This is a genomic window from Nonomuraea longicatena, from assembly GCF_039525605.1.
GTDB classification, from domain to species: domain Bacteria; phylum Actinomycetota; class Actinomycetes; order Streptosporangiales; family Streptosporangiaceae; genus Nonomuraea; species Nonomuraea longicatena.
Window position 1 is genome coordinate 1 of record NZ_BAAAHQ010000019.1, and the last position, 24913, is coordinate 24913.

Sequence of the window (24913 nt, forward strand, 5' to 3'; positions counted from 1 at the left end):
AGGGTCAGACCCCCTCGGGAGGTGCTCGCCTCCATCATCTCTGTCAGCTCTGGGGAAGCCGATAGGTGTCGTCGGGAAGGACCTCGGCCAGGCCGTCCGCGATGAGGCCGTCCAGAGCGCGTTCACGCTGGACGGCGTCGTCCCACACTACGTCCAGCGCCGCCTTCGGCACCGGCCCGTGCGCCTCGCGCAGCACCGCCAGCAGGCGGCCACGGCACTGGCGATCGGTGCCCGCGTACGTCTGCCCCTTGCGCGCCGGTCCCGTGTGCGGCGGTTTGCCGGCCAGGCGCCACGCGCACACCCCCGAGATCGGGCAGTCGGCGCAGCGCGGCGCGCGGGCCGTGCACACCAGGGCGCCGAGCTCCATCACCGCCACACCCCAGCGGGCCGCGCCCAACGCCGGCAGCAGGGCCTCGGCGAGGCGGCGCTCGACCGCCGACGTGGACGTCGGCGGGTACTCCTCCGCCCGGACCGCTCGCGCGAACACCCGGCGGACATTCGTGTCGAGTACGGCATGCCGCCCGCCGAACGCGAAGCTCGCCACCGCGGCGGCCGTGTACTCGCCGATGCCGGGAAGCGCGAGCAGTGTCGCGTGGTCGTCGGGCACCTCGCCGCCATGGTCGTCCGTGATGGCCTGGGCGCAGGCGTGCAGGCGCAGCGCACGACGCGGATAACCGAGCCTGCCCCAGTGGCGTACGGCCTCGCCCGGAGGCTCCGCCGCGAGCGCCTTCGGCGTCGGCCACCGGCGCATCCAGTCGGCCCAGATCGGCAGCACCCGGATCACCGGGGTCTGCTGGAGCATGATCTCGCTCACCAGGACACCCCACGGGGTCGCGTCGGACGCGCGCCAGGGGAGGTCTCGGGCGTTGTCTGCGTACCACTCCAGAATGGGGGCGTGTAGGAGGTTCGGCTCGACCACGCGCCCCAGCGTACGCCGAGATGGAATCCGACGGCGTGTCGTCACCCTTAGTAGCTAAGTAATTACCATGCTGTGTGTATGGACTCGGATACGATGCGTGGCGATGGCGGTGACGTCTACTGGCGTCGCCGCATGAGCGTGCTGGTCGGAGTGCTCGTCGTGGTGGCCGTCGTGGCCTGGGCCTGCTCCAGTAGCTCCAGCGGCCCCGAACACAGCTCCAACGCCAAAACCGTCACCAGTGGCTCGCCGTCACCTGATCCCCTGCTCGCCGGGCTTCGCACCCTGGCCATGGGCACGGGGACACCGAGCCCCACCCCGTCGCCGTCGGCGTCGCCGGCCAAGCCCACCCCGCAGCAGACCAGGCCGAGGAAGCCGGGCGCGCTGTGCGAGCCCGCCGACCTGGTGCTGAACCTGCAGGGCAGGCAGGACGTGTACGGCGCGGGCTCGCTGCCCAACCTGATGGCCACGCTGGTCAACACCGGGCCGGTGATGTGCACGGCGGACGTCGGGGCGCGGGCGCTGGAGATCCGCATCACCTCGGGCGAGGACCGCATCTGGTCCACGGCCGACTGTGTCGCCGGAGAGGCGGCCAGCGTCCAGCGGCTGGAGCGGGGCATCCCGTATGTCCGCTCTCTCGACTGGGACCGCAAACGCTCCAGCGCCACCTGCGGGCCAGCCCGCTCGGCGGCCCTGCCGGGCACCTACGTCGCGGTAGCCCGCCTGGGCAAACTCAAGAGCCCCATGGTCGTCTTCCACCTCCGCTGAACCAGAACACTCCGCTGACCCTGAAACCACGGTGAGGGCCAAGGACGGAGTCGTCGCGGCGGGAAGGTGTGTGGTGAGGAGCGGCGCCCGAGGCCGTGCGCGCACGGCGGTGGGGCGCGGGTGGGTGGCTTGCCGTGACAGATCGAAGGCGGCGAGTCACCACGGCGGGACGGTTCGTGAAGAATGAGTTATACGTAGCGTTCCAGGATGCTGGATTCGGCTAGGCGGGACAGGCCCTCGCGGACGCTGCGGGCGCGGGACTCGCCCACCCCGCCCACCACCTGGAGGTCGTCGATGCTCGCCGCCAGCAGCTTCTGCAGCCCGCCGAAGTGATCGACCAGCCGTTCGACGACCGTGGCCGGCAGGCGCGGCACCTTGGCCAGCAGCCGGAAGCCGCGCGGGCTCACCGGGCTGTCGAGGGTCTCGTTGCCGCTGTGCCCCAGCACCCGGGCCACCTCCGGCAGGTCGAGCAGTTCGGCCCCCGTCAGGTGGTCGAGCGCGTGCAGCGCCTCGTTCAGGCTGCGATGGCGGCGCCCGCTCGGTGCGGGCAGGTAGTCGCGCACGACCAGCTCGCGCTCGGAGTCGACGCCCGCCACCAGCTCGTCGAGCTGGAGCGACAGCAACCGCCCGTCGGTGCCGAGCTCGACCACGTAGCCCTTGATCTCGTCGTTGATGCGCCGGACCATCTCCAGCCGCTGCGCGACGGCGGCCACGTCGCGCACGGTCACCAGATCCTCGATCTCCAGCGCCGACAGTGTGCCGGAGACCTCGTCGAGCCGGTGCTTGTAGCGTTCGAGCGTGGCCAGCGCCTGGTTGGCGCGGGACAGGATGGCGGCCGACTCTTCGAGGACGTAGCGGATGCCGTCGAGGTAGAGCGCGATGATCCGCATCGACTTGCTGATCGCGATGACCGGCAGCCCGCTCTGGCGGGCGACCCGCTGTGCCGTGCGGTGGCGGGTGCCGGACTCGTCGGTGGGAATGGACGGATCGGGCACGAGATGGACGGCGGCGCGCACGATGCGCTGGTCTTCGTGGTGGACGACGATGGCGCCGTCCATCTTGGCCAGCTCGCGCAGCCGTGTGGGCGAGAACTCGACGTCGAGTGTGAAGCCGCCGGTGCACAGTCCCTCGACGGTGCGGCTGTAGCCCAGCACGATGAGACCGCCGGTCTGCCCGCGCAGGATGCGCTCCAGGCCGTCGCGCAGCGGAGTGCCCGGGGCGACCGCGGCCAGGGCTTCGCGACGCCGGTCGTCAAGACTCCTGTCGTTTGGCACCTGACCCCCGTGGTATGCGTCAACTTTCAGCTTAGCGGGGCTATGTGACGTGTGTGAGGGCGTCCCACACGTTGTCGGCCTGGACGACCTCGAAGCCGGGCGCGTACGCCACCGGGCCGACGGGCACCAGCGAGCGCTGACCTGGGCGTTTGCTGCCGCCTTCTTCGAGTGACCCGGCGGGGACGAGCGCGCGGGTGAATCCGAGCCGGGCGGCCTCGGTGAGTCGTCTGCGCACGTCCTTGACCGGCCGGAGCTCGCCCGCCAGACCCACCTCGCCGAGCGCGACGAGCCCGGTGGGCAGCGGTTTGTCGCCCGCCGCACTGGCCACCGCGAGCATGACGGACAGGTCCACCGCCGGGTCGATGATCTTGAGGCCGCCGACGGTGGCGGTGAAGACGTCGCAGCCGCCGAGCTTGGCGTTGAGGCGGCGTTCGAGCACGGCGAGCACCATCTGCACCCGGTAGGAGTCGAGGCCGGAGGTCGTGCGCCTGGGCTGCTGGGCCTCGGTGCGGGCGACGAGCGCCTGCACCTCGGCGGGCAGGGGGCGGGTGCCCTCGACGGTGACGGTCACGCAGGTGCCGGGGACGGGGGTGCTGCGCCGTGACACGAACAGACCAGTGGGGTCGGTGATGCCTTCGATGCCACGTTCGTGCAGGTCGAAGCAGCCGACCTCGTCGGTGGGGCCGTAGCGGTTCTTGACCGCGCGCACCAGCCGGAGCCTGGAGTGGCGGTCGCCCTCGAAGCTGAGGACGACGTCGACGAGGTGTTCGAGGGTGCGCGGGCCCGCGATCGAGCCCTCCTTGGTGACGTGGCCGACCAGGACGGTGGCCATGTTGCGCTCCTTGGCCAGCCGGACCAGGTTGGCGGCGACCTCGCGCACCTGGGTCACGCCGCCGGGCACGCCCGTGCCCTGGGCGGAGCCGATGGTCTGCACCGAGTCGACGACGAGGAAGCGCGGCTGCACCTTCTCGACATGGGTGACGAGGGCCGACAGTTCGGTCTCGGCGGCGAGGTAGAGGTTGTCGCGCAGCGCGCCGATGCGGTCGGCGCGCAGGCGGACCTGGGCGGCGGACTCCTCGCCCGTCACATAGAGGACGGTGGCCCGCTCGGCGATGCTCGCGGCCGCCTCCAGCAGCAGCGTGGACTTGCCGATGCCCGGCTCACCGGCCAGCAGCATGACGGCGCCGGGCACGACGCCGCCGCCGAGCACCCGGTCGAGCTCGGCCACGCCGGTCGTGCGGGCCGTGGCGATCTCGGCCTTGACCTGCCCGATGGGGACGGCCGGAGCCGTGGTCGCGCCCGCTCTGACCACGTTGACGCCCTTGGCGCCCTCTTCCTCGACCGTGCCCCACGCCTGGCACTCGCCGCACCTGCCGACCCACTTGAGCGTGCGCCAGCCACACTCGGCGCAGCGGTAACCCGTAGCAGTCTTGGCCATGTGGAGCAGGCTAGCGGCCGGGGCGGACATTCTCGGTCACGAAGGCGGCGGCGGTCAGTATTCGCGCCAGCGCAGCACGTTCGGGTAGGGCAGTTCCAGGCCGGGCGTGCGCGCGACGGCCTCCTCGGCCACCTCCGGCGTGAACTCGATGCGCAGCACCGCCTCCAGGTCGGCCCGGCGCTCGAAGGACATGCGCAGGTCGAGCGGACGGCGCAGCCACCCCTGCCGGGTCCAGAACGCCTCGACGGCGGCGGCCGAGTAGGTGGGCACGGTGCGCTGGAACCATTGGCCGAAATCGCCCCTGGTGGCGTCCAGATCGATGACGAAGGCGACGCCGCCGCGCCGCATGACCCGGGACAGCTCGCGCAGGCCCGGCTCGCAGCCGGGGCCGAAGAAGTACGCCCAGCGCGCGACGGCCACGTCCACGCAGGCGTCGGGCAGCGGCAGGCGTTGCGCGGTGGCGCGGTGGACCTCCACCCCGGGCAGCGGCGCGCAGCGCCTCCTGGCCAGTTCGACCAGGTCGCCGTGGGGTTCGACGCCGATGACACGGGCGGCGGTGCGCGACAGCGCGGGCAGGTGGTAGCCGGTGCCGCAGCCCACGTCGAGCACGGTGGCGCCGTCCCAGGAGCGGATCTCGCGCATCGCGGCCTCCGCCGCCCCCTCGGGGTCCACGGCCCGGTTCTCCAGCTCGTACACCTGCGGGGTGTTCCAGATGTTCGGGCTCGGGATGGCGCCGCTGGCGATGCGTGGCATGGGTCAACCGTATGGCCATGGGCCGCATTTCGGTCTCGCCGCGCTTAGGCTGGCAGCGTGGCTGATGTCATCCGCGTGCCCAATGCGAAGATCGCATTGTCCACCGCCTCGGTTTACCCGGAACGCACTCCTGACGCGTTCGAACTCGCCGCGCGCCTGGGCTACGACGGTGTCGAGATCATGGTCGGCGCCGACCCGGTGAGCCAGGACATCGACGTGATCGAGCGCCTGTCCGAGCACTATCAGGTGCCCGTTCTGGCCATCCACGCGCCCTGCCTGCTGGTCACACAGCGGGTGTGGGGCCGCGACCCGTGGGCCAAGCTGGTGCGGGCGCAGAAGGCCGCCGAACGCCTCGGGGCGCAGACCGTGGTCGTGCACCCGCCGTTCCGCTGGCAGCGCGACTACGCCCGCGACTTCGAGACCGGCCTCGCGCGCATGCGTGAGGAGACCGACGTCGTCTTCGCGGTCGAGAACATGTTCCCGCTGAAGGCGCGGGGCAACGACGTCGTGCCGTACTCTCCCGACTGGAACCCGGTCGACCACGACTTCCCGCACGTCACGCTGGACCTCTCGCACACGGCGGTGTCGGGATCCGACGCGATGGAGATGGCGACCAAGCTCGGCGACCGGCTGGCCCACCTGCACCTGGCCGACGGCCTCGGCGTGAGCAACAAGGACGAGCACCTGGTGCCGGGCAGGGGCAACCAGCCGTGCGCGCCGATGCTGGAGCGCCTGGCCCGCAACGGTTACGACGGGCTGGTCGTGCTGGAGATCAACACCCGTAAGGCCGCCTCGCGCACCGAGCGCATCGACGACCTGGCGGAGGCACTGGCCTTCGCCCGCCTGTACCTGGCGGCACGTTCATGATCGAGAAGTCTCTCGGCAGGGCGTTCGACGACGTCGCCGACGTCTACGACGCCTCGCGGCCCGGCTACCCGGACGCGGTGTTCCGGTCGATCGCCGAGATCTCCGGCGTGCCCTTCGCGGGCGCGACCGTGGCCGACGTCGGCGCGGGCACCGGCATCCTGACGCGCGCCATGCGGGCGCGCGGCGCCCGGGTGCTCGCCGTGGAGCCGGGCTGGGAGATGCTGGCCCACCTGGTCGCCCGCGTGAGAGCGGACGGCACGCCGGGCGTCGCCGCGCTCATGGGCGACGGCGACGTGCTGCCGCTGCGCGACGGCAGCGTCGACCTGGTCACCTACGCGCAGTCGTGGCACTGGCTGGACCCTTCGGCCTCGATCGCGGAGGCCAGGAGGGTGCTGCGGCCCGGCGGGGCGGTCGCCGCCTGCTGGAACGTCATCGACGCGGGCCGGGCGGAGTGGCTGGCGGCCCATGAGTCCAGAGTGGCGGAGGAGGTGGCGCGCTACTGGGGCCCGGCCCACCCCGACTGGCGGGTGCCGCCCATCGCGGCGGCCTTCGAGGTGCTGGAGGAGCGCTGGCTCACCTGGGAGCGTCCCATGCGTGTGGACGGTTTCCTGCAAGACCTGCTGTCGCACTCCTACATGGCGGCGCTGCCGCGCGATGATGCGGAACGCGTGCTGGCCGCGCGGCGGGCCGACCTGCTCGCGGTGTTCCCCGAGGGGTCGCTCACCGTGCCGATGCGGGTCTACCTGGCGGTCGGCCGATGACGGTGCGGCGCAGACCGGGCCGCAGGCCGGGCTCGGCCGACACCCGGGGCGAGATCCTGGCGGCGGCGCGGAACGTCTTCGCGGAGAAGGGCTTCGACAAGGCCACGGTGCGGGGGATCGCGAGGGAGGCGAAGGTGGATCCCGCGCTCGTGCACCACTATTTCGACACGAAGGAGCGCATGTTCGTCGAGGCCATGCAGCTTCCGGTCGATCCGGACCTGGTGCTGCCGACGGTGCTCGACGGTCCCAGGGAGGAGGTCGGCGAGCGGCTGGCCCGGCTGATCCTGCGTCTGCTGGCCGAGCCGGAGGCCCGTCAGCCGGTGCTCGCGCTGATCCGCTCGGCCATGACCAACGAGCAGGCGGTGACGATGGTGCGCGAGTTCATGACCCACGCGCTGCTCTACCGGATAGCCGACGGTCTCGGCGTGTCGCACCTGCGGATGGAGCTGACCTTCGCCCAGTTGTTCGGTGTGATCATGGGCAGGCACGTGCTGCGGCTCGAACCCCTCGCGAGCGCGGACGAGGAGGAACTGGTCGCGCTGCTGGCGCCGACGATTCAGCGGTATCTCACACCCTAGAGCATTGTTCTGTACGGTGGGTTGACCATAGGGTGGGTCGCATTGGCCGCAGAATGTTACCGACGGGTAGGATTCTGGAGTGACCTGGTCGTCAACGTGGATGACCGGCGATCGTACGCTGGCAGCCAACGTCGTCTGTGTGGGAGGACCCCGTGCTGTGGGTAGCCGTGCTCGCGCTCGTCATGACCGTGGCGGCAGTGGCCGTCGCCGGTCGTAGGGCGCTGTTCCTGTTCAAGCTGGCCACCGCCGGCCCACCCGCACCCGAGCGCGTCGAGTACGCCAGGACGCACGTGCCAGAGGAGCTGAAGGCCCAGATCGTCGAGGTCTTCGGGCAGAAGAAGCTGCTTAAGTGGACGCCGTCCGGCATCGCGCACTTTTTCGTGATGTGGGCCTTCTTCATTCTGCTGACCGTCTACATCGAGGCGTACGGCTCGATCGTCCAGGGCGCGATCACCGGGCGGCCGAACTTCCACATCCCGCTCATCGGGCAGTGGTCGGTGCTCGGTTTCCTGCAGGATTTCATCGCCGTGGCGTGCGTGCTCGGCCTGGTCGCCTTCGCGGTCATCCGGATCAAGAACTCGCCGAAGACGCTGGGCAGGCAGTCCCGCTTCTCCGGCTCCCACCTGGGCGGCGCCTGGCTCGTCCTGTTCATGATCTTCAACATCATCTGGACGCTGTTCCTGGCGCGCGGCGCCGCGGCGGCCAACGGCAACCTGCCGTACTCGGGCGGCGCCTTCGTCTCGCTCGCGCTCGGCGAGGTGCTGCCCGCCAGCTCGCTGCTGGAGGACATCGCGCTGCTCCTGCACATCGGCTTCATGCTGGTGTTCCTCGTCATCGTGGTGCACTCCAAGCACCTGCACATCTTCACCGCGCCGCTCAACGTGCTCTTCTCCCGCCGCCCCGACGGGCTCGGCGGCGCCGACGTAATGCGTGTGGCGGGCAAGCCGGTGGACTTCGAGGACGAGGACCTCGACCCGGAGAAGCTCGGCCGAGGCAAGATCCAGGACACCACGTGGAAGGGCTTCCTCGACTTCTACTCCTGCACCGAGTGCGGCCGCTGCCAGTCGCAGTGCCCGGCGTGGAACACCGACAAGCCGCTGTCGCCGAAGATGCTCATCCTCGACCAGCGCGACCACGCCTTCAAGGTGGCGCCGTACCTGCTGCAGGGGGCCGACACCAGCCACGCCGACACCGACGTGCTCGCGCTGCTCGACAAGCCGCTGGTCGGCGAGGACGGCGTGATCCACCCGGACGTGCTGTGGTCGTGCACCAACTGCGGCGCCTGCGTCGAGCAGTGCCCGGTGGACATCGAGCACATCGACCACATCCTCGACATGCGCCGCTACCAGGTGATGGTCGAGTCGTCGTTCCCGTCCGAGGCGGGGGTGATGGTGAAGAACCTGGAGAACAAGGGCAACCCGTGGGGCATGTCCGAGATGAAGCGCGCCGACTGGATCGAGGATCTCGACTTCGAGGTTGAGATCGTCGAGGAGAAGATGCCGGAGGACGCCGAGTACCTGTTCTGGGTGGGCTGCGCCGGTGCGCTGGAGGACCGCGCGAAGAAGACCACCAAGGCGGTCGCCGAACTGCTGCACATCGCGGGCGTGAAGTTCGCGGTGCTCGGCCCGATGGAGGCGTGCACCGGTGACCCGGCCCGCCGCCTGGGCATGGAGTACCTGTTCAACATGCTCGCCCAGCAGAACATCGAGACGCTGAACGAGGCCGGGGTCAAGAAGATCGTGGCCACCTGCCCGCACTGCTTCAACACCCTCGCCAACGAGTACCCGGCGCTGGGCGGCACCTACGAGGTCGTCCACCACACCCAGTTGCTGTCGCACCTCGTCGACACCGGGAAGCTGACGCCGGTCACCCCGATCGAGGAGAAGATCACCTACCACGACCCGTGCTTCCTCGGCCGCCACAACAAGGTCTACTCGCAGCCGCGCGACATCATGGCCAAGGTGCCCGGCGTGCAGACCCAGGAGATGCACCGGCACAAGGACAGGGGCTTCTGCTGCGGCGCCGGCGGCGCCCGCATGTGGATGGAGGAGCGGCTCGGCAAGCGCATCAACACCGAGCGGGTGGACGAGGCGCTGACCACGAACCCCGACACCGTCTCGACCGCCTGTCCCTTCTGCATGGTGATGCTCGGCGACGCCATCAACGAGAAGAAGAACAACGGTGAGGCGAAGGAGACGCTGGAGGTCGTGGACGTCGCGCAGCTCCTGATCAAATCTGTCAAGGGAGATTCCTGACAGCTGAAAGTCGGACTCCTCCACAGCGATTGTGGGGGAGTTTCGCATGTCAGCGGTGCCGGGTTCGGGGCACCTGCCATCCACATAACGGGAAAATCACGGTAACCTCAACGTCGCATGGCTTCATTCGACGGGGAGGGCGGTCGTGATGCGCGTCGTCGTGACGGACGCGGAAGTCACCCTGGCTGACGTGCTCTCCCTGCGACTCGCGATCGAAGATCCGCTGGCGGAAGGCACCGAACTGGTGTTGCGGCAGCGCGGCACGGGGGTCGAGCGCGACGTCGTGGTGGGCACACCCGGCGCACGGCTGGGCCGCTCGCGCGAGGCCACACTGGCGGTCTCGCTGGCGCCGCTGATGCTGAGCGCCGGACGCTGGGACGCCTACCTGCGCCAGGGCGGCACCCGTGTCCGGCTGCGCAGCGTTGATCCGGGATTCTCCCTCGACCACCTCGACGCGTACGCGCTGTGCAGGCGGACGCTGGCCTACCGGTCGTACCGAACGCGAAACGGATTTCTGGCCCTGAAGATAGACCAGGCGCAACCGGCCGCCGAGGTGCGCGCGGTGTGGTTCAGGGAGGGCCGTTTCGAGGTTATGGGCGTGCTCGCATTCACGGGCCTGGACGACGACGACTCCCGCCACGAGGCCCGGATGCAGTTGCGGCGCGGACCGGCCGGGGCCAGGGTGGCGGGCAACGCCACCGTCCAGGGGGTACGCTTCCACGCCGCCGTCTCGCTGGTCGACGTGATCGCGGCCGACCCGGGCGCCGCCGCCTGGGAGCCGACGCTGGAGGTCGAGGGCGTGCCGTCGCCGCTGCGGCTGGCCTCGCGGCTCGACGACGTGGACGGCAAACGCCGCCGCCTGCACTATCCCGCCACCCAGGTGGACGGCGTGCCGATCCGGCCCGGCTACACCTCGGACGACGAGTTGCGAATAGAGGTGGGAGGGTGAAGATCAGCCTGATGCTCCCCTCCGCATATGCCATGCGCGGCGACGTGCGCTCCACGCTGAACCTCGCCACGGCGCTGGCCGAGCACCACGAGGTCGAGGTGATCAGCATCAGGCGCCAGAAGGAGAAACCCTTCTTCCCCGTCGGCTCGAACGTGCTGCTGCGCTCGGTGGTCGACGCCAGGCCGGGCGTCCGGCACCTGCTCCCGCGGGGTCAGGTCCGCACCGAGGTCGCCGTGTGGCGGCTGCTGCGCTCGCTGCGCAGCGACGTGCTCATCACCACCCGGCCGGCGCTGTCGGTGCAGGCGGCCAGGCACGCGCCGCGCGAGGTGCTGCGGATCGCCCGCGAGTGGGGCCGCCCGGCGGTGCCCGCGCCGGTGCAGAAGTTCTACCCCCGGCTCGACGCGGTGGTCACCGCCACCGAGTCGGCCAAGGAGGAGTGGACCCGCCTCGTACGGTCCGGCCCGAACGTGCACCTCGTCCCCGACGCGCTGCCCTCCGGCCCGTGGCCGCGTTCGCGGATGGACAACCGGATCGTGGCGGCGGGCGGCAGGTGGGTGGCCGCGAAGGCGTACGACCGGCTGATCCGCGCCTTCGCCACCGTGGCGGACAAGCGCCCGGACTGGCGGCTGCGCCTGTACGGCGGCGGCCCGGAGGAGCGGCGCCTGCGCGCGCTGGTCGGCGAACTCGGCCTGCACAACCACGTCTACTTCATGGGCACCACCCAGGACCTGGCCGGAGAGTTCGCGAAGGCGTCGATCGTGGCGACGACCTCGCGCACCGAGGACCTCGGGATGACGGTGCTGGAGGCGATGGGCTGCGGGGTGCCCGTGGTGGCCTTCGACGGGACGCGGGGGCCGAGCGAGTTCGTCGCCACCGGTTACAACGGGGTGCTGGTGCCCGAGGGCGAGGAGGGGCTGTTCGCCGGGGCACTGCTGGCGCTGATCGACGACGAGCGGCGCAGGCGGTCGCTGGCGGCCGGAGCCCTGGAGAGCACGGCCAGGCACACGGCGCTGGACGTGGGCGAGCAGTGGGAGAAGCTCATCGCCGACCTCCGCTGAAACATACGGGTAACGGGTACCGTAGAGGCCATGCATGGGTACAGCGGAGACAAGCAGGCTTACCTCACCCGGCTGCGGCGGGTCGAAGGCCAGATCAGGGGCCTCCAGCGCATGGTGGAGGACGAAGCGTACTGCATCGACGTGCTCACTCAGGTCTCCGCCGCCACACGGGCGCTCCAGGCGGTGGCACTCGGGTTGCTGGAGGAGCACATCTCGCACTGTGTGGCGGATGCGATCAACTCGGGTGGCCCCGAGGCCGAGGCGAAGGTGAAGGAGGCGTCCGCGGCCATCGCCCGGCTGGTGCGTTCGTAGGCGGGTGACTAGTCCATCGATGACTTGTCCCGGACCCCGGGGAGCCCGGGACTAGGTCATTGGGATGGTGTTCAGTGACTCGCCGAAGTTCGCAACCCGAGCGCGTCGTCGAGCTCGTCCAAGGTCAGTCGCCGTTCGCTGATGGCGACAGCGGTTAGTACCTCTGCGTAGAGCGCAATCTCGTCCAACGCGACACGGTCATGGACCCTGGAGTCCAGGTCGTCGTGCCCCACCGCGTCGTCCTTCCTTGTTCCGCAGGCCCACACTGGTTACGAGGTTACGGTGGAGCTCCTGCGGGCGACATGGCCCATCGGGGTCATTCCTTTCCGCACCGGCTGGCCCCCTCCGGATCATTTCCCGAACCCGAGATCACAATTCAGCCAATAATCGTATCTTCCGGGCTTGGATCGATATAAGCGAAATTTCGTTATTAGTGATCGTCGCGTTCGTGGACCAGCCTGCGCACGATCGCCCGCGCCCCCGCGAACCCGTCGGCGGGCACCTCCGCCCCCACCAGCCCGCACCACGCCAGCGCCGACGCGTACGCCGCGCCCAGCACCGAGGCCGCGCTCTCGCGGTCGGGCGGCGCCACCACCACCCCGCGCGCCGTCGCCGGCGCCGTCGCCCGGTTCGGCCACCCGCCCGTCGGCCCGTCCCACAGGAACGCGGGTACGGCGAAGCCGTCCGGCTCGGTGTTCTCCCCGTAGGCGGCCACGTGCCGGGTCAGGTCGGTGTAGGCGTGCCGCACCCGGTGATCCAGCCAGGTGTGCAGCCGCTCGCCCGCCCCGGGCAGGTCGGTCAGGAACGAGGCGGCGGCCCTCGGCGGATCGGTGGTGAAGGCCAGCGCCTCGACGAGGTCGTACACGGTGTGCCTGAAGTCGGTGCCCCGGTCGGTCTCGCGCAGCAGCCAGCGGCCGAAACGGGGCGGGCAGCGCGACAGCCACGCCTGCCGTACGGCGAGGTCGTCCTCCCGCGCCGCCGCGTCGTCGAGGCCGGGCCGGGCCAGCGCGGGCTCCAGCATCGCGAGCAGCGCCGTCGCGCGCGGCGAGAAGCGGGCGTCGGCGGCGAGGATCTGCGCCGTGTCGGCCATCAGCGCGAGCAGGCGCAGCGCCGAGCGGGGCGCGTCGGCGCGCACGCGCTCGGCGTAGAGGGCGGCGAGGTCGGTCAGTGGCGGGGTGGACAGCCAGCGCACCCACTCGTCGCCGGGCAGCGGGTGGCGGAGGTACTCGCCGAAGATCGTGATGAGCCGCTCGTTGCCGTCGAAGGCGGGCGCGTGGGCGCACCACATGATCGTGCCCCAGATCGCGGCGACCGTGCCGGGGACGTCGTCCGCGAAGACCTCGGCGAAGGCCGACAGCGGGAAGTCGGTCTCGGACTTGCGCCCCATGGCGCGCAGCAGCACCCTGACCTCCTCGGTCAGGTCGGGGTGCACATCGGGGCCGATGAAAGCCTGGGTGGAGCCGTACAGGCCGGTGAAGTCGGCCGGGCCGGGCAGCAGGTGCGGCAGCGGCGCGGGCGGCTGCGCCCGGTGGGCGGGGCGCCGGGTCTCGCACCCGCGCGGCGGCGCGGCGAGGTGCCAGCGGCCGTCGACCGGATCGTGGAGGTACCAGCGGGCGTGGGCGCCGAACAGCCAGCGGCCGCCGTCGGGTGTGACGAGAGTCATGGCACACAGGGCCTGGCCCCTGGCGGGCGTGGGAAGCCCCTGCCAGCGCGGGTCTTCGACCATCGCGCGGACCTCCGCCTCGACGGCGGCGAACGCATCCCAACCCCGCACGGCGGCCATCGTACTTGGCGTCCGCGCCCGCCGGGCGGCCAGAGTTGGCACAATGTCCGATATGGGGGCACAAATCGGGAGCAGGGTAGGGCGTTCTAATCAGTGGCCGGCTGATCCGGGGCCGGCTGTTCAGGGACCGGTGTCGCCGAGCGGTGCCTGATCGCCTTGGCCTGGTAGCTGTCGGGAGTGCGGGCGAACGAGGCGCGGTCGGCGTCGGTCAGCTCGCGGACCACGCGTCCCGGCACACCTGCCACGAGCACCCCGGCGGGTATCCGCTTGCCGGGCCCGACCAGCGCGCCCGCCGCCACCAGGGTGCCCGCCCCGATCCGGGCGCCGCCGAGCACGATGGCGCCGATGCCGACCAGTGCCCCGGTCTCGACGTACGCGCCGTGGACCATCGCCTTGTGGCCGAGGCTCACCCGGGGTTCCAGGATCGCGGGCTGGCCCGGGTCGGCGTGCAGACAGCACAGGTCCTGTACGTTGCACTCCTCCCCGATCTCGATCCGCTCGTCGTCACCCCGCAGAACGGAGCCGTACCAGATGCTGGCCGCCCTGCCCACGCTCACCCGGCCGACGACGACGGCTCCGGGGGCCACGAACGCCTCCGCGTGGATGCGGGGGACCGCCCCGCCGTCCAATGCTGCTATGTACACCAGGCACATCGTAATTCCTGCCCCGGCTGTGGCGTTCCGGTTGCGGACGTGGGCAGATGGCAGGAAAGTCGTTTCCTGACGTCCAGTCGTCAGCTACTCACGAACCGCAGTTCCCCCGCCTAACGCAGATCACAGGTATCCCCATGACAAACCAGCACGAGAGCATTCCCGATCTGATGCAAGAGGACAGTTTCGAGGTCGTGATGCGCGGCTACAACCGCCGCCAGGTCCACGACCACCTGGTCAGAACCCGTAACCAAGTCAGGGATCTCGAAGAGCGGTTGGCACGCGCGATCGACCAGGCCGAGCAGGGCCGCATCGAGCTGGCCGAGGCCCGGCGGCGCATGGTCGAGGCACCGCAGAGCTACGAGGACCTGAGCCCGAGGCTGGCGCAGATCCTCAAACTCGGAGAGGAGGAGGCGGCGGCCAAGAAGGAGGACGCGGCGACCGAGGCCGCCGGCGTCCGCGACGCCGCCAAGACCGAGTCCGAGCGCATGCTCACCTCCGCGCGGGAGACCTCGGACAACATCCTCACCTCCGCGCAGGCCGAGGCCGAGCGCCGGGTGGGCGAGGCGACGCAGGCCGCCGAGCGGATGCTGGCCCAGGCCGGGTCCGACGCCGAGGAGAAGCTGACCGCCGCGCGCGCCGAGTCCGAGGAGAACCTGCGCGGCTCCAGGGCCGAGGCGGACCGGATGCTCACCGCCGCCACGGCGGAGTCCGAGCGCCTGGTCGAAGAGGCGCGCGCCGAGTCGGAGCGCATGCTGACGGCGGCGCGAACCGAGGCGGAGGAGACGCTGACGGCCGCGCGGTCGGAGTCCGAGCGCACGCTGACGACGGCGCAGCAGCAGGTGGCCGCGCTCGACGAGCACGCGGGCCGCAGGGTGTCCTACCTGACCGACACGCACGGCGAGGTGGTGCGGCGGCTGACGGAGATCAGTGCGGTGCTCGGCGACCTGATGCGCGACGAGGCCGCCGCCGGGCCGCTGCTGGAGCAGCAGCCCCAGCTCGCGGCGGCGCCGTCCGCGCAGGAGCAGGAGGACGTGCGGGTCATCGTGGAGGACTCGCCCGACGACAGCACCGACGTCAACCTGCTGTCCGACGTCCGCAAGTAACCCTGTGGGCGGAAGCCCACGCCCCCGATAGGGTCGAGGGCTTCCGCGACCAGGGCCCCGTGGACGGACGGGCACGCCGTTGGACCCGTCCGTACGGCCGATATGTTGGTTGCCCGGTACCGGAGCCGCCGAGACGCTGAACCCGGCACCGGGCTGCTCATGGATGGTCGGCGTCTACTCGGCGCCGGCCTCCGGAGACGTGAGCCCCGCCCGCCTCCGTTGGTCCCGGAGCTGTTCTCGCAGGCCCTCCGGGTCGTCCGCGTCGATGGTCATGGCACACCCGGCATCACGCTGCTCGACGGTGAGCGGGTGATGGCGGGTGGCCCACCAGCGGCCGGCATCGCTCCGCCAGATGGTCCAGTGCGGGTGCTCCTGGGCGATCTCCGCCAGATTCCGGTCGACGGACATGGCCCCCCTTCCCGGATCCGCGCTGTGACGTTCCCATCACTCTCGAAGGTGCGCCAGTTCTCTAGAGAACGCAATGTTCTGGGGGGACAGGTCAACCTATCGCTTGACATGTCCGCTTGACCCTAGAAGATAGGGCCGTCATGCGTCGAAGTCGTACTGGAGGATGTACGCGGCCGAGTCCAGGACCATCCGGTTGACCTCGACAGGCCGGCCGGAAGCCGTGAACGCGGTCCGCGACACCTCGATCACCGGAGTGCCCCCGGGCAGGTCGAGCAGGTCGGTCTCGGGCGGGCGGGGCATCCGGGCGCGCACCTCCTCGGTGAAGTGCGCGGGCGGCAGTCCGAGGTCGCCGAGCCTGGCGTACACGCCGCCGGGGCCGGTGTCGTGGAGGGTGATGGCGCTGCCTTCGACCACCTCGGCGGGGAAGTAGGAACTGGCGAGTTGGACAGGCCGCGCGTCGACCAGGTAGCGGCGGCGGCGTACCCACACCTCGTCGGCGTCAAGGGCGGCGGCCACGTCAGGGGCGGCGGGCTGCCTGACGATCTCCACCTCGTCCACGGTGAAGGGACGGCCTCTGGTGTCGGCGTCCCAGATGGCCCGCCCCTGGCCCCACTGCTCGCGGGACAGGCGGCGTGAGCCGTGTCGGCGTATCGGTTTGAACAGTCGCACGTAGACCCCCGAGCCTCGCTTCGGTACCGCCAGTCCTTCGTTGATCAGTACGGCAAGTGCCTGCCTCGCGGTGGCGCGCGCGATGGCGTGCTCGGCCATGAGGGTGTTCTCACCCGGTAGCCGGTCCCCGTCGCGCAGTTCGCCGGCGAGTATGCGGGTGCGGAGGCCGTCGGCGATCCTGCGGTAGATCGGGGGCTCCTGGGAGACCGGGGATTCAGACACGTTAGACCACCCTCTGTCACCATCCGGGTTTGGCGTCTCCAGAGAACTTGCCCCGTCTTGTCCACGATCGCACAGATACGCAGGCGGATCGCGAGCATCTTTTCCAGCGAGTGCGGGCCTACGACGGCTGCGACCCGGCTTTCACGTACCCGATTGCTTCGTTATGCGTCGGCCGAAACCACCAGCGCCGGGTTGCGGCCGCCGCGAGCACCGCACCGGCGGTGTTCACCAGGACGTCGTCCACCGACGAGACCCGGCCCAGGCGCAGGACGTACTGAAGGGTCTCGACGGTCACCGACGCGAGACCCGCGATGAGGGCGATACGCCAGAGCGAGGTGAAGCGGGTGGAACGTACGGGAAGCAGGGCGCCCAGTGCGGCGAAGACCAGCAGGTTGCCTCCGACCTGCACCGATACCGTCTGCCACGACGCGCTCGCGAGTTCGGCGAGCTCGCGCAGCGGCACCGGGCTGATCGTGCTCCGGCGGTCGGAGGGCGTGAGGATCATCCAGACCCACGGCAGCGTCCCGACCGGGACGCCGACGTCGGCGAGCGCGGTGCGCACGGGCGCCGGGTGGCCGAGGCGGGCTCTGCCCCGGGCCACGTACGCCACGGCGAGGGCGGCCAAGGGGATGGCCAAAATCCCGGCCATGACGACATTTCCCCATAGCTCCCAGGTTCGCGACACCCGCTCATCTTCGGGTACGGGAAGGTGGCCTGCCAGACAGGGTCTGTACGGGTTGTGTGCAGGTTTCGCGTACCCGGGTTACGGCCGGACCGGAAGACGCCCTCACAGGAAGTCGGGCCTCACCCGCGCCTGACCCGGTTGGTGCGCGCGAAGGAAGCCGGGGCTCACCCGGTTGGTGCGCGCCCAGGAAGCCCTGGGCTCACCCGCGCCGTGTCGGAAGGTGTGTGCTCAGGAAGTCCAGGCTCACCCGCCAGGCGTCCGCCGCCGCCTCCGGGTGGTAGAAGTCCGGGGCCTCGTGGTTGAGGAAGGCGTGCCCGGCCCGCTCGTCCACATACACCTCGATGTTCGGGTACGACTGCGCGGCGGCCTCGACGGCCGCGATCCGCTCGCGCGGGATGTGCGGGTCCTTGCCGCCGAAAACCAGCAGCGTGGGCGCGTCGATGCTGCTCATCAGCGACTTGGCGTCCGGTACGGCCGAGCCGTAGAACGACAGCACCGTGTCGACGGAGGCCGACGCGGCCAGCTTGTAGGCCAGCGAGCCGCCCAGGCAGAACCCGACCACCCCGACGCGGCCGCTGACCTCGGGCATGGCCCGCAGGTTCGACAGCGTGCAGGCGCAGTCGGCCACCCCTTGCGAGAAGTCGAAACGCTGGGCCATCCGCATGGCCTCCTGGAGCCCGTCCTTGTCGTGGGCTGCCTGGAAGTGCCGCTGGAGCCGCCAGAACAGGTCCGGGGCGGCCACGACGTACCCGAGCGAGGCGAGATCCTCCGCCACCTTCGTGATGAACGGCCCGACACCCCAGATCTCCTGGATCAGGAGGATGCCCGGCCCTCGGCCTGCCTCGGGCAGCCAGATGTCGGCGTCGAACCCGCCGTCGTGGGCGGGAATCCGGTCGATGCGCGTGTCCATGACCCAACAATGCCGGGTTTCGGTGTTCCCACACGTCAGGCGCGGCGAGAGACTGCTGCCATGGTGACGCATCTCATCGGGTGCGCCGCCGGGTCGGAACCCGCCGTCGAAGATGGAGGCACCACGTGGCGCACACGCTCGCGGTGCGGCGTCGGCACTCAGAACCCGTCGTCGAAGATGGAGGCACCCCAGCATGTACGACGAATGGTCAGCGGCAGTGGACCTGCGTGCCCAGGCGGCCGAGCGGCTCATCGAGGCGGAGCGGACGGGCAAGCCGTGCCGGCCGGTGCGCGACCTGATCGGCACCGCCGCCGACGGCTACGCCGTACAGGAACTGCTCACCCGGCACGCGCTCGCCGAGGGGCGACGGCCGGTCGGTCGCAAGATCGCGCTGACCAACGCCGAGGTCCAGCGCCGGTTCGGCGCCGCCGAGCCCGCTCACGGGCTGCTGTTCGCCGACCGGGCCCGACTCGACGGCGGGCCGATCGCGCTGACCGACCTCATGCAGCCCAGGGTCGAGGCGGAGGTGGCCTTCGTGCTCGGCGCCGACCTGGAGGGCGGGCCGTACACGGCCGCCGACGTGATCAGGGCCGTCGACTTCGTGCTGCCCGCCATCGAGATCGCCGACACGCGCGTCGCCGACTGGGACCTCACCGTGTCCGACCTGATCGCCGACAACTCCTGCTCCGGCCTGTTCGTGCTCGGCAACGACCCGCGCGACCCGCGCACGCTCGACCTGGGCGCCGCCGCCATGACGATGACCAGGGACGGCAGGCAGCTCTCCACCGGCACCGGCGCGCAGTGTCTCGGCCATCCGCTCAACGCGCTCGTGTGGCTGGCCAACCGGACGAGCACCCCGCTGCTGGCGGGCGACGTGGTGCTGACCGGCACGCTCGGCGAACCGGCGATCCCCGCCTCCGGCGAGGAGTTCGAGGTGCGGATCGACGGGCTCAGCGCGGTTCGCGCGGTCTTCGCGTGACCTGAGAGGCGAAGGTCGACGGGCTCGGCGCGGGTGCGCGCGGTCTTCGCGTGATCTGAAGGGTGACCCCGCGTCAGGGCATCAGCGCAGGTGATCTAATATAGGACCGCCCACAAGGCACATTTGTGTTCATCCGCGTTTCCGCGCGGCCTGCACATCAGCGGGGTGCGCGGGAGCGCGCCACTCGGCCAGGCGCGCCTCGATGCGCCCCTTGATCCGCTCGCGGGCCTCCCGCCGGGGCACCCCGGACATCAGCAGCGCGTCGTAGTCGGTGTCGCCGTGGCGGACCGACGCCACGACCGCCAGGGTGATCGCGTTCTCGTCGAGGGCCTTCGCCGCCGCCGTACGGCCCACCCGCCCGCTGCCGCGCTGCCCCGCGTGCTCGGCGATCTCCCGCGCCCGCTCGGCCGGGCAACCGGGGAACAACCTGGCGATCTCGGCCGCCATGCGCTCCTGGAACTCCACGTCCTGCTCGGCCCGCCGTACCCGGTCGCGGTCGCGGCGGCGCAGCCGCAGCTCCTCGTCGGCCAGGGACGACTCCTCGGCCAGCGCCAGCGCGGCCGCCTCGACCAGCACGCCCACCCGCTGGTAGACCTTGCGACGCCGGTTGAACTCGACCACCACCGCCGACAGCCCGCTCTCCTTCTTCGCCCTGCGGCTCAGCGTGGCGTTCCCCGACGGCAGGAAGACCAGATGATCGAGGTCCGCGCAGGTCAGGCAGTGCGGCTCGGCCTCCTCCACGATGAGCAGCGCGCCCGTGCCGCCGCACTCCGCGCACGTCCACGGCGCCTCCTGCCGTACGGTCACCAGATCCGGCGCCTTGGCCTGCCGCTCGGTCAGCGCCTTGACCCGCGCCTCGCTCAGATCGGGCGACAGCCAGTGCGTCGTGAACTCCGCCTGGTCGCCGCCCGAGGTGAAGCGCAGTGCGCCCCGGTCGCGGCTGCCCGACACGTACGGGGTCGCCACCGGCCGCAGCCCCCGCCGCCGCGCCCATTCGCCCAGTGCCGCGGCGGCGTCGCGCAGCCGCTCGTCGTCGACGGCGGCCAGCTCCGACAGGGTGGCCGCGCGGCCCTGCCGCCAGAGGTCCACGTGCCTGGAGTGCAGCCAGCGCAGCCCGGTCACCACGTCGACGAAGGTCACGTACTTGTTGTTCGCGAGCGCGATCTCAGCCGCGTCCGCGACCCTGCGCCCGAGGTTCGGCTTCGCCACCACACAAGAATGCCAGGGCGCCGCAGTGGGTAGACCTTGGCGCGATGAGCCGGACCTTCCACCTGGCCGACCTGTTCGAGACCGTCGCGGAGGCGGTGCCCGAACGGGTGGCCCTGGTCGCGGGCGCCCGCCGGCTCACCTACCGCGACCTCGACCGGCGGGCCGACCGGTGCGCCGGGCACCTGGCGCGGCGCATGGGGGTGCGGCCGGGCGACCGGGTCGGCGTGCTCGCCCACGACCGGGCCGAGTGGAAGGAGTGCGAGCTCGCCTGCTTCAAGCTCCGCGCGGTCCCGGTGAACCTCGACTACCGCCACGACGGCGGCGAACTCGGCCACGTGCTGCGCGACTCCGGCGCCGGCGCGCTGGTGGGGGAGCCGGAGCTGCTGGCGCGGGTGCCGTGGTTCGCCAACACGCTCGCCTACGGGGAACCGTACGAGCGGGCGTTGGCCGAGGCGGTGCCCGCAGTGCGCGGGCCGCGCTCCGGAGACGACCCCTACCTGCTCTACACCGGCGGCGCCACCGGACGCCCCAAGGGCGTGCTGTGGCGGCACGAGGACGCCTTCTTCGGCGCCATGGGCGGCGGCGCGTTCCTGGGCTGCCCGGTGTCGTCGCCGAGGCAACTGGCCGACAACGCCGTCGCCGGGGTCGGGCTGCGCATGCTGTCCTGCTCGCCGCTCATGCAGGCGGCGGGGCAGTGGCTGAGCTGGGTGTGCCACACCACGGCGGGCACTCTCGTGTTGTGGACCGGGCGCGGCTTCGACCCGCGCGCGGTGGTGGCGCTGGCGGCGGCCGAGCGGGCCCAGGTGCTGGCGCTGGCCGGCGACGCGATGGCGGTGCCGCTGCTGGGCGCCCTCCGGCAGGGCGACCTGGTCACGCTCGCGGCCGTCGTGACGGGCGCCGCCACGATGTCGCCAGAGGTGAAGCAGCGGCTGCACGCGGCCGTACCCGGCCTGGCGGTGATCTTCGACGCGCTGGGGGGCTGCGAGTCCGGCGCCGCGTGCCTGGCCGTGGGCGGCGGGTTCGAGCCCTCGGACGGCACCGCCGTGCTGGGCCCCGACCTGCGGCCGGTGGAGCCGGGCGGCTCCGGCATGCTGGCGCGCACCGGGCGGATCCCGCTGCGCTACTGGAGCACGCCGGGGGAGGCGGTCTTCCGCGAGGACGCCGACGGCCGCCGCTGGGTGCTCCAGGGAGACCTGGCACGGGTCGAGGACGACGGCACGATCACATTGCTCGGGCGCGAGCACAACGTGATCCGTACGGGTGGGCGGGCGGTGCAGGCCGAGGAGGTGGAGGCGGTCGTACGGGCGCATCCGGCCGTCTACGACGCGGTCGTGGTCGGTGTGCCGGATCCCGGGCTGGGCCAGCTCGTCGCCGTGATCGTGGCGCCGCTCGCCCCGCTCACGCTGGCGGAGCTGGCCGCGCACTGCGGCCGGAGCCTGGCCGCGTACCAGGTGCCGAGGGTGTTGAAGCAGGTCGGCGAGATCCAGCGCAGCCCGGCGGGGAAGGCCGACTACACCTGGGCCAGGTCGGTGGCCCAGACGTAGGTTCAGCCCGACAGCCCCGGCGGGCGCAAGGCGGGTTCAGGCGGTTCAGGTGGCCTGCCACGTCTCGGTCCTGGCCGGGATCCGGGCGGCCCGTCCCGTCAGGCGGACGACTCCTCGGACGCCTGGGGCAAACGATCAGCGCTTGAGCGGGTGCCGGTGCCACGCGTGCGGAAGGCGACGATCCAGGTCACGGCGGCGACCACGGCCATGGCCAGGAAGGCGTCGGAGTAGGCGGCGCCGTCAAGATCGGGGAACAGCGGGTTGACGGCGCCGCCGCCGCTCTGCTGCCGTGCGGCCACCAGGGCGCCGAGCAACGCCGGACCGCCCCCCGCGCCGAGGAACTGGGCCCCTTGCAGGACCCCCATACCGGCACCGGTCTGGTCGGCCGGGAGTTCGCCCGCCGCTGCGGCGACGAGCGCGGTGATCACGAGGATGAAGCCGACACTGAACCCGAGGATCCCGATCCCGGCGGGGAGCACCGACACGCCTGCGGTGAAGGTCGACAGGAACAGGGCGAACAGCCCCATGACGGCAAGGCCCGTCAGCACCAGGGGCCGGGTGCCGATGCGGTCGGTCAGGCGGCCGATCAAGGGTGAGACGGCGGCGACGGCGATCCCGGCGGGGATCATGGCCAGGGCGCCCACTCCCGGTCCGGCACCGTTGACGTCCACCATCATCAGCGGGACGAACACGAGGCCGCCCAGGTTGACGGCCATGGCCAGGAACGCGACGACGACCGCGGAGCGGTAGACGGGGTTGGCGAACAGGGCGGGCGAGACGAACGGTTGCGGGATGCGTACGGTGCGCCACGCGAACGCCGCGAAGGCGGCGGCCGCAACCACGAGGCTGGCCCACGACGCGGGCGCGGCCCAGCCGGAGACCTGGGCCTGGGTGATGCCGAACAGGGCCAGTCCGGCGCCGAGGCCAAGGAGGACGCCGCCCAGCAGGTCGAGCCCGCCCGGCGCCTGCGGTGCCTCGTCCGGGAGAATCCGCGCGACCGCGAGGAACAGGACCAGAGCGAGGACGAGCATGATCCAGAACAGGGCGGGCCAGCCGAGGAACTGTCCGATCCCGCCGCCGATGGCCGGTCCGGCGCCGGCGCCGGCTCCCGAGGCCGCGGACAGCACGCCGATCGCGGTGCCTCGCCTGTTCTCCGGCATCAGCCTGGTGACGGCGATGACCGAGAGCACGGGGATCGCGGCCCCGCCCACCCCGTCACGATCCGCCCGAGCACGAGCACGAGCAGGTTCGGGGCGAGTGCGCAGATCAGGTTCCCGGCGGCGTAGGCGAGCAGGGCGGCGTCCGCGACGCTGCCGAGGAGGTCGTAGGCCAGCGTGAACAGCAGGTTGCGATGAGCATGGAACGCGTTCACGGCGCGGCCTTCGACATCGGGCGCAGCGCCCCCTTGGCCGCCCGGACCGCGCTGTTGATCGAGATCTCACCCCGCATGCCCGGCGCGGCCACCATGTCTCCCACCAGGAACACCCCGTCGCCCCTGTCGATCGCGGGACGGTCGCGCCAGGTGAACCCGGGCAGGTCCAGCGCCCCGGTGCGGCCCTTGGCGAACCCCGACCGCTGCCACGTCGTGCGCTCCCGCCAGTCGGGCACCGCCAGGTCGGCGAACGTCTCAAGCCTGTCCTTGGCCTGCTTTCTGCTCTCGCCCTGCCGTACCGGCATGTCGAGCTGGAACAGTGTCTCTCCCTGCGGTACCACCGTCGGGTCCTGCATCGAGTAGCTCTCGTGGAAACCGCCGGCGTCCAGGTCCCAGCAGATGAAGCGGTCGCGCGGGTCCGGGCGCAGGGCCAGGTCCAGCATCGCGCAGTTGCCGCTCTCCCATGTCAGCGACGGGTCGCCCAGGAGGACGCGGGCCGACGACAGCTCCGTCGCCACGATCGTGGGCCCGCCGGGCAGTTCGGTGAGCCTGGAGTTCAGTTCCACGCGCACCCCCAGCTCCCTGACGCGGGCCGCCATCCGGTCGATGACGGCCTGCCAGCCGCCGATCGCCCATCGGACGGCGGGCGGGCCCGGTGCGAACACCCGGCGCAGCAGCTCCCACACGAACGCCGCCGACAGCCGTCCGGTGTCGGCCTCGTAGGTGACCACGCTGATGGCATTGGCGGCCACCCGGGCGGTCTCCTCCCCGTGGGTCTTGGACGCCCAGGTGAAGAAGTCCTGATCCACCGGAGCCTTCCGCCCTCGGTCCAGCATGGCCATCCGGACGAAGCCCGCCGGCGGCAGCCTGCGCATCCGGCCTCGGCGTACGAACCCCACGCGGACCGCGTCCCTGGCCTTCGGCCTGCCGAGCGGCCCGGTCAGTCCGCGTGTGGCCAGCCAGTCCCAGTGCGGGCCGTTGGCGTAGAAGACGTGCGCCCCTTCGTGGGCCACGTACGGTGCCTCGCTCGCGCGGGCTCGCCCGCCGAGCGTGCCGTGCGCCTCATGCAGTGTGACCCGGGCTCCGGCTTCCGCGCACGCGATGGCCGCCACCAGCCCGCCAAGCCCTCCTCCGATGATCGTGATCTCCCTCGTCACGTACTTTCTCCCTCTTTCGCCTGCATTGTCACTTCATAAGAGCGAAAAGAGGACCGCAGGTGTGACATCGGACCACTCTGGCGACGGCGCGCTGAGCAGTGTTGAGGAGCGTTGGCGCGCGCGAGCATGTCCACTACGGCCACACGTCTCGACGCGCAGGGTCGCGCTTTCCCGCCGACCGGGCGGGTCGGCAGCGCGGGGTGCGGGCCGTACCGGTCGGCGCCCGGATGCTCCTATCGATGTCAAGCCGCGAGTTCATGATCGTTCGTGGTGATGATCTGGTAGAGCTC

25 protein-coding genes are annotated in these 24913 nt (G+C 71.2%); 11 read left to right on the forward strand and 14 right to left on the reverse strand.

Features of this window, described 5'->3' with window-relative positions; all coding sequences use genetic code 11:
* Positions 1–43 precede the first annotated feature (43 nt).
* A complete protein-coding gene (locus ABD120_RS19055) occupies positions 44–919 on the reverse strand; it encodes an HhH-GPD family protein (protein WP_343951274.1) in 876 nt (291 codons plus the stop codon).
* Between the two features lie 132 nt (positions 920–1051).
* Between ABD120_RS19055 and ABD120_RS19060 the strand changes: the two genes are divergently transcribed.
* On the forward strand, positions 1052–1684 hold the full coding sequence (locus tag ABD120_RS19060) for a hypothetical protein (protein WP_343951275.1): 633 nt from the start codon (positions 1052–1054) through the stop codon (positions 1682–1684).
* A gap of 188 nt (positions 1685–1872) precedes the next feature.
* On the opposite strand, the gene disA is transcribed toward ABD120_RS19060, so the two are convergent.
* From disA to ABD120_RS19075, 3 genes are read right to left on the reverse strand one after another with little or no spacing between them, the layout of a single operon-like run.
* The gene (gene disA, locus ABD120_RS19065) at positions 1873–2958 is read right to left on the reverse strand and encodes a DNA integrity scanning diadenylate cyclase DisA (RefSeq protein WP_343951276.1); all 1086 of its coding nucleotides are present in this window, start codon (positions 2956–2958) and stop codon (positions 1873–1875) included.
* A 40-nt stretch (positions 2959–2998) separates the two neighbouring features.
* Positions 2999–4396: a DNA repair protein RadA gene (radA, locus tag ABD120_RS19070; protein WP_343951277.1), complete on the reverse strand. Its 1398-nt coding sequence runs from the start codon at positions 4394–4396 to the stop codon at positions 2999–3001.
* Between the two features lie 54 nt (positions 4397–4450).
* A complete protein-coding gene (locus tag ABD120_RS19075) occupies positions 4451–5149 on the reverse strand; it encodes a class I SAM-dependent methyltransferase (RefSeq protein ID WP_343951278.1) in 699 nt (232 codons plus the stop codon).
* 57 nt (positions 5150–5206) lie between these two features.
* Between ABD120_RS19075 and ABD120_RS19080 the strand changes: the two genes are divergently transcribed.
* From ABD120_RS19080 to ABD120_RS19110, 7 genes are all read left to right on the forward strand, one after another.
* On the forward strand, positions 5207–6016 hold the full coding sequence (locus ABD120_RS19080; protein WP_343951279.1) for a sugar phosphate isomerase/epimerase family protein: 810 nt from the start codon (positions 5207–5209) through the stop codon (positions 6014–6016).
* On the forward strand, positions 6013–6777 hold the full coding sequence (locus ABD120_RS19085; RefSeq protein ID WP_343951280.1) for a class I SAM-dependent methyltransferase: 765 nt from the start codon (positions 6013–6015) through the stop codon (positions 6775–6777). The genes ABD120_RS19080 and ABD120_RS19085 overlap by 4 nt, the downstream gene beginning before the upstream one ends.
* Complete coding sequence (locus ABD120_RS19090) at positions 6774–7355, forward strand: TetR/AcrR family transcriptional regulator (RefSeq protein ID WP_343951281.1); 582 nt, start codon at positions 6774–6776, stop codon at positions 7353–7355. Before ABD120_RS19085 ends, ABD120_RS19090 begins: the two co-directional genes overlap by 4 nt.
* A gap of 152 nt (positions 7356–7507) precedes the next feature.
* Positions 7508–9610 (forward strand): (Fe-S)-binding protein, encoded by a 2103-nt coding sequence (locus ABD120_RS19095; RefSeq protein ID WP_343951282.1) that lies wholly within the window; start codon positions 7508–7510, stop codon positions 9608–9610.
* 148 nt (positions 9611–9758) lie between these two features.
* Positions 9759–10559, forward strand: a complete 801-nt coding sequence (locus ABD120_RS19100) for a hypothetical protein (RefSeq protein WP_343951298.1) — start codon at positions 9759–9761, stop codon at positions 10557–10559.
* A complete protein-coding gene (locus ABD120_RS19105; protein WP_343951283.1) occupies positions 10556–11617 on the forward strand; it encodes a glycosyltransferase in 1062 nt (353 codons plus the stop codon). Before ABD120_RS19100 ends, ABD120_RS19105 begins: the two co-directional genes overlap by 4 nt.
* A gap of 30 nt (positions 11618–11647) precedes the next feature.
* Positions 11648–11929 (forward strand): metal-sensitive transcriptional regulator, encoded by a 282-nt coding sequence (locus tag ABD120_RS19110; protein WP_343951284.1) that lies wholly within the window; start codon positions 11648–11650, stop codon positions 11927–11929.
* 430 nt (positions 11930–12359) lie between these two features.
* On the opposite strand, the gene ABD120_RS19115 is transcribed toward ABD120_RS19110, so the two are convergent.
* Together ABD120_RS19115 and ABD120_RS19120 are read right to left on the reverse strand one after the other, a co-directional pair.
* Entirely contained in the window at positions 12360–13712 is a 1353-nt protein-coding gene (locus tag ABD120_RS19115; protein WP_343951285.1) for a hypothetical protein, read from the reverse strand.
* An 86-nt stretch (positions 13713–13798) separates the two neighbouring features.
* A complete protein-coding gene (locus ABD120_RS19120; protein ID WP_425563999.1) occupies positions 13799–14356 on the reverse strand; it encodes a gamma carbonic anhydrase family protein in 558 nt (185 codons plus the stop codon).
* A gap of 143 nt (positions 14357–14499) precedes the next feature.
* Between ABD120_RS19120 and ABD120_RS19125 the strand changes: the two genes are divergently transcribed.
* Positions 14500–15468: a hypothetical protein gene (locus tag ABD120_RS19125; protein WP_343951287.1), complete on the forward strand. Its 969-nt coding sequence runs from the start codon at positions 14500–14502 to the stop codon at positions 15466–15468.
* 174 nt (positions 15469–15642) lie between these two features.
* On the opposite strand, the gene ABD120_RS19130 is transcribed toward ABD120_RS19125, so the two are convergent.
* The 4 genes from ABD120_RS19130 to ABD120_RS19145 form a co-directional block, all read right to left on the reverse strand.
* Positions 15643–15876: a hypothetical protein gene (locus ABD120_RS19130; protein WP_343951288.1), complete on the reverse strand. Its 234-nt coding sequence runs from the start codon at positions 15874–15876 to the stop codon at positions 15643–15645.
* A gap of 138 nt (positions 15877–16014) precedes the next feature.
* Positions 16015–16767 carry a GntR family transcriptional regulator gene (locus tag ABD120_RS19135; RefSeq protein WP_343951289.1) on the reverse strand — a complete coding sequence of 251 codons (753 nt, stop codon included), beginning with the start codon at positions 16765–16767 and terminating at the stop codon, positions 16015–16017.
* Positions 16768–16885: 118 nt separating this feature from the next.
* Complete coding sequence (locus ABD120_RS19140; RefSeq protein ID WP_343951290.1) at positions 16886–17416, reverse strand: VanZ family protein; 531 nt, start codon at positions 17414–17416, stop codon at positions 16886–16888.
* A gap of 235 nt (positions 17417–17651) precedes the next feature.
* Positions 17652–18362 (reverse strand): dienelactone hydrolase family protein, encoded by a 711-nt coding sequence (locus tag ABD120_RS19145; protein ID WP_343951291.1) that lies wholly within the window; start codon positions 18360–18362, stop codon positions 17652–17654.
* Positions 18363–18555: 193 nt separating this feature from the next.
* On the opposite strand from ABD120_RS19145, the gene ABD120_RS19150 reads away from it, so the two are divergent.
* Positions 18556–19341: a 2-keto-4-pentenoate hydratase gene (locus tag ABD120_RS19150; protein WP_343951292.1), complete on the forward strand. Its 786-nt coding sequence runs from the start codon at positions 18556–18558 to the stop codon at positions 19339–19341.
* A 129-nt stretch (positions 19342–19470) separates the two neighbouring features.
* On the opposite strand, the gene ABD120_RS19155 is transcribed toward ABD120_RS19150, so the two are convergent.
* Positions 19471–20550, reverse strand: coding sequence for a DUF2293 domain-containing protein (locus ABD120_RS19155; RefSeq protein WP_343951293.1), 1080 nt, complete (start codon positions 20548–20550; stop codon positions 19471–19473).
* 44 nt (positions 20551–20594) lie between these two features.
* Between ABD120_RS19155 and ABD120_RS19160 the strand changes: the two genes are divergently transcribed.
* Positions 20595–22094 (forward strand): AMP-binding protein, encoded by a 1500-nt coding sequence (locus ABD120_RS19160; RefSeq protein ID WP_343951294.1) that lies wholly within the window; start codon positions 20595–20597, stop codon positions 22092–22094.
* 98 nt (positions 22095–22192) lie between these two features.
* Here ABD120_RS19160 and ABD120_RS19165 read toward each other — a convergent pair whose 3' ends face one another.
* From ABD120_RS19165 to ABD120_RS19175, 3 genes are read right to left on the reverse strand one after another with little or no spacing between them, the layout of a single operon-like run.
* The gene (locus tag ABD120_RS19165) at positions 22193–23305 is read right to left on the reverse strand and encodes an MFS transporter (RefSeq protein ID WP_343951295.1); all 1113 of its coding nucleotides are present in this window, start codon (positions 23303–23305) and stop codon (positions 22193–22195) included.
* Complete coding sequence (locus ABD120_RS19170) at positions 23254–23466, reverse strand: hypothetical protein (protein WP_343951296.1); 213 nt, start codon at positions 23464–23466, stop codon at positions 23254–23256. The genes ABD120_RS19165 and ABD120_RS19170 overlap by 52 nt, the downstream gene beginning before the upstream one ends.
* Positions 23463–24623, reverse strand: a complete 1161-nt coding sequence (locus ABD120_RS19175; protein ID WP_343951297.1) for an FAD-dependent oxidoreductase — start codon at positions 24621–24623, stop codon at positions 23463–23465. The genes ABD120_RS19170 and ABD120_RS19175 overlap by 4 nt, the downstream gene beginning before the upstream one ends.
* Positions 24624–24913: the final 290 nt, after the last annotated feature.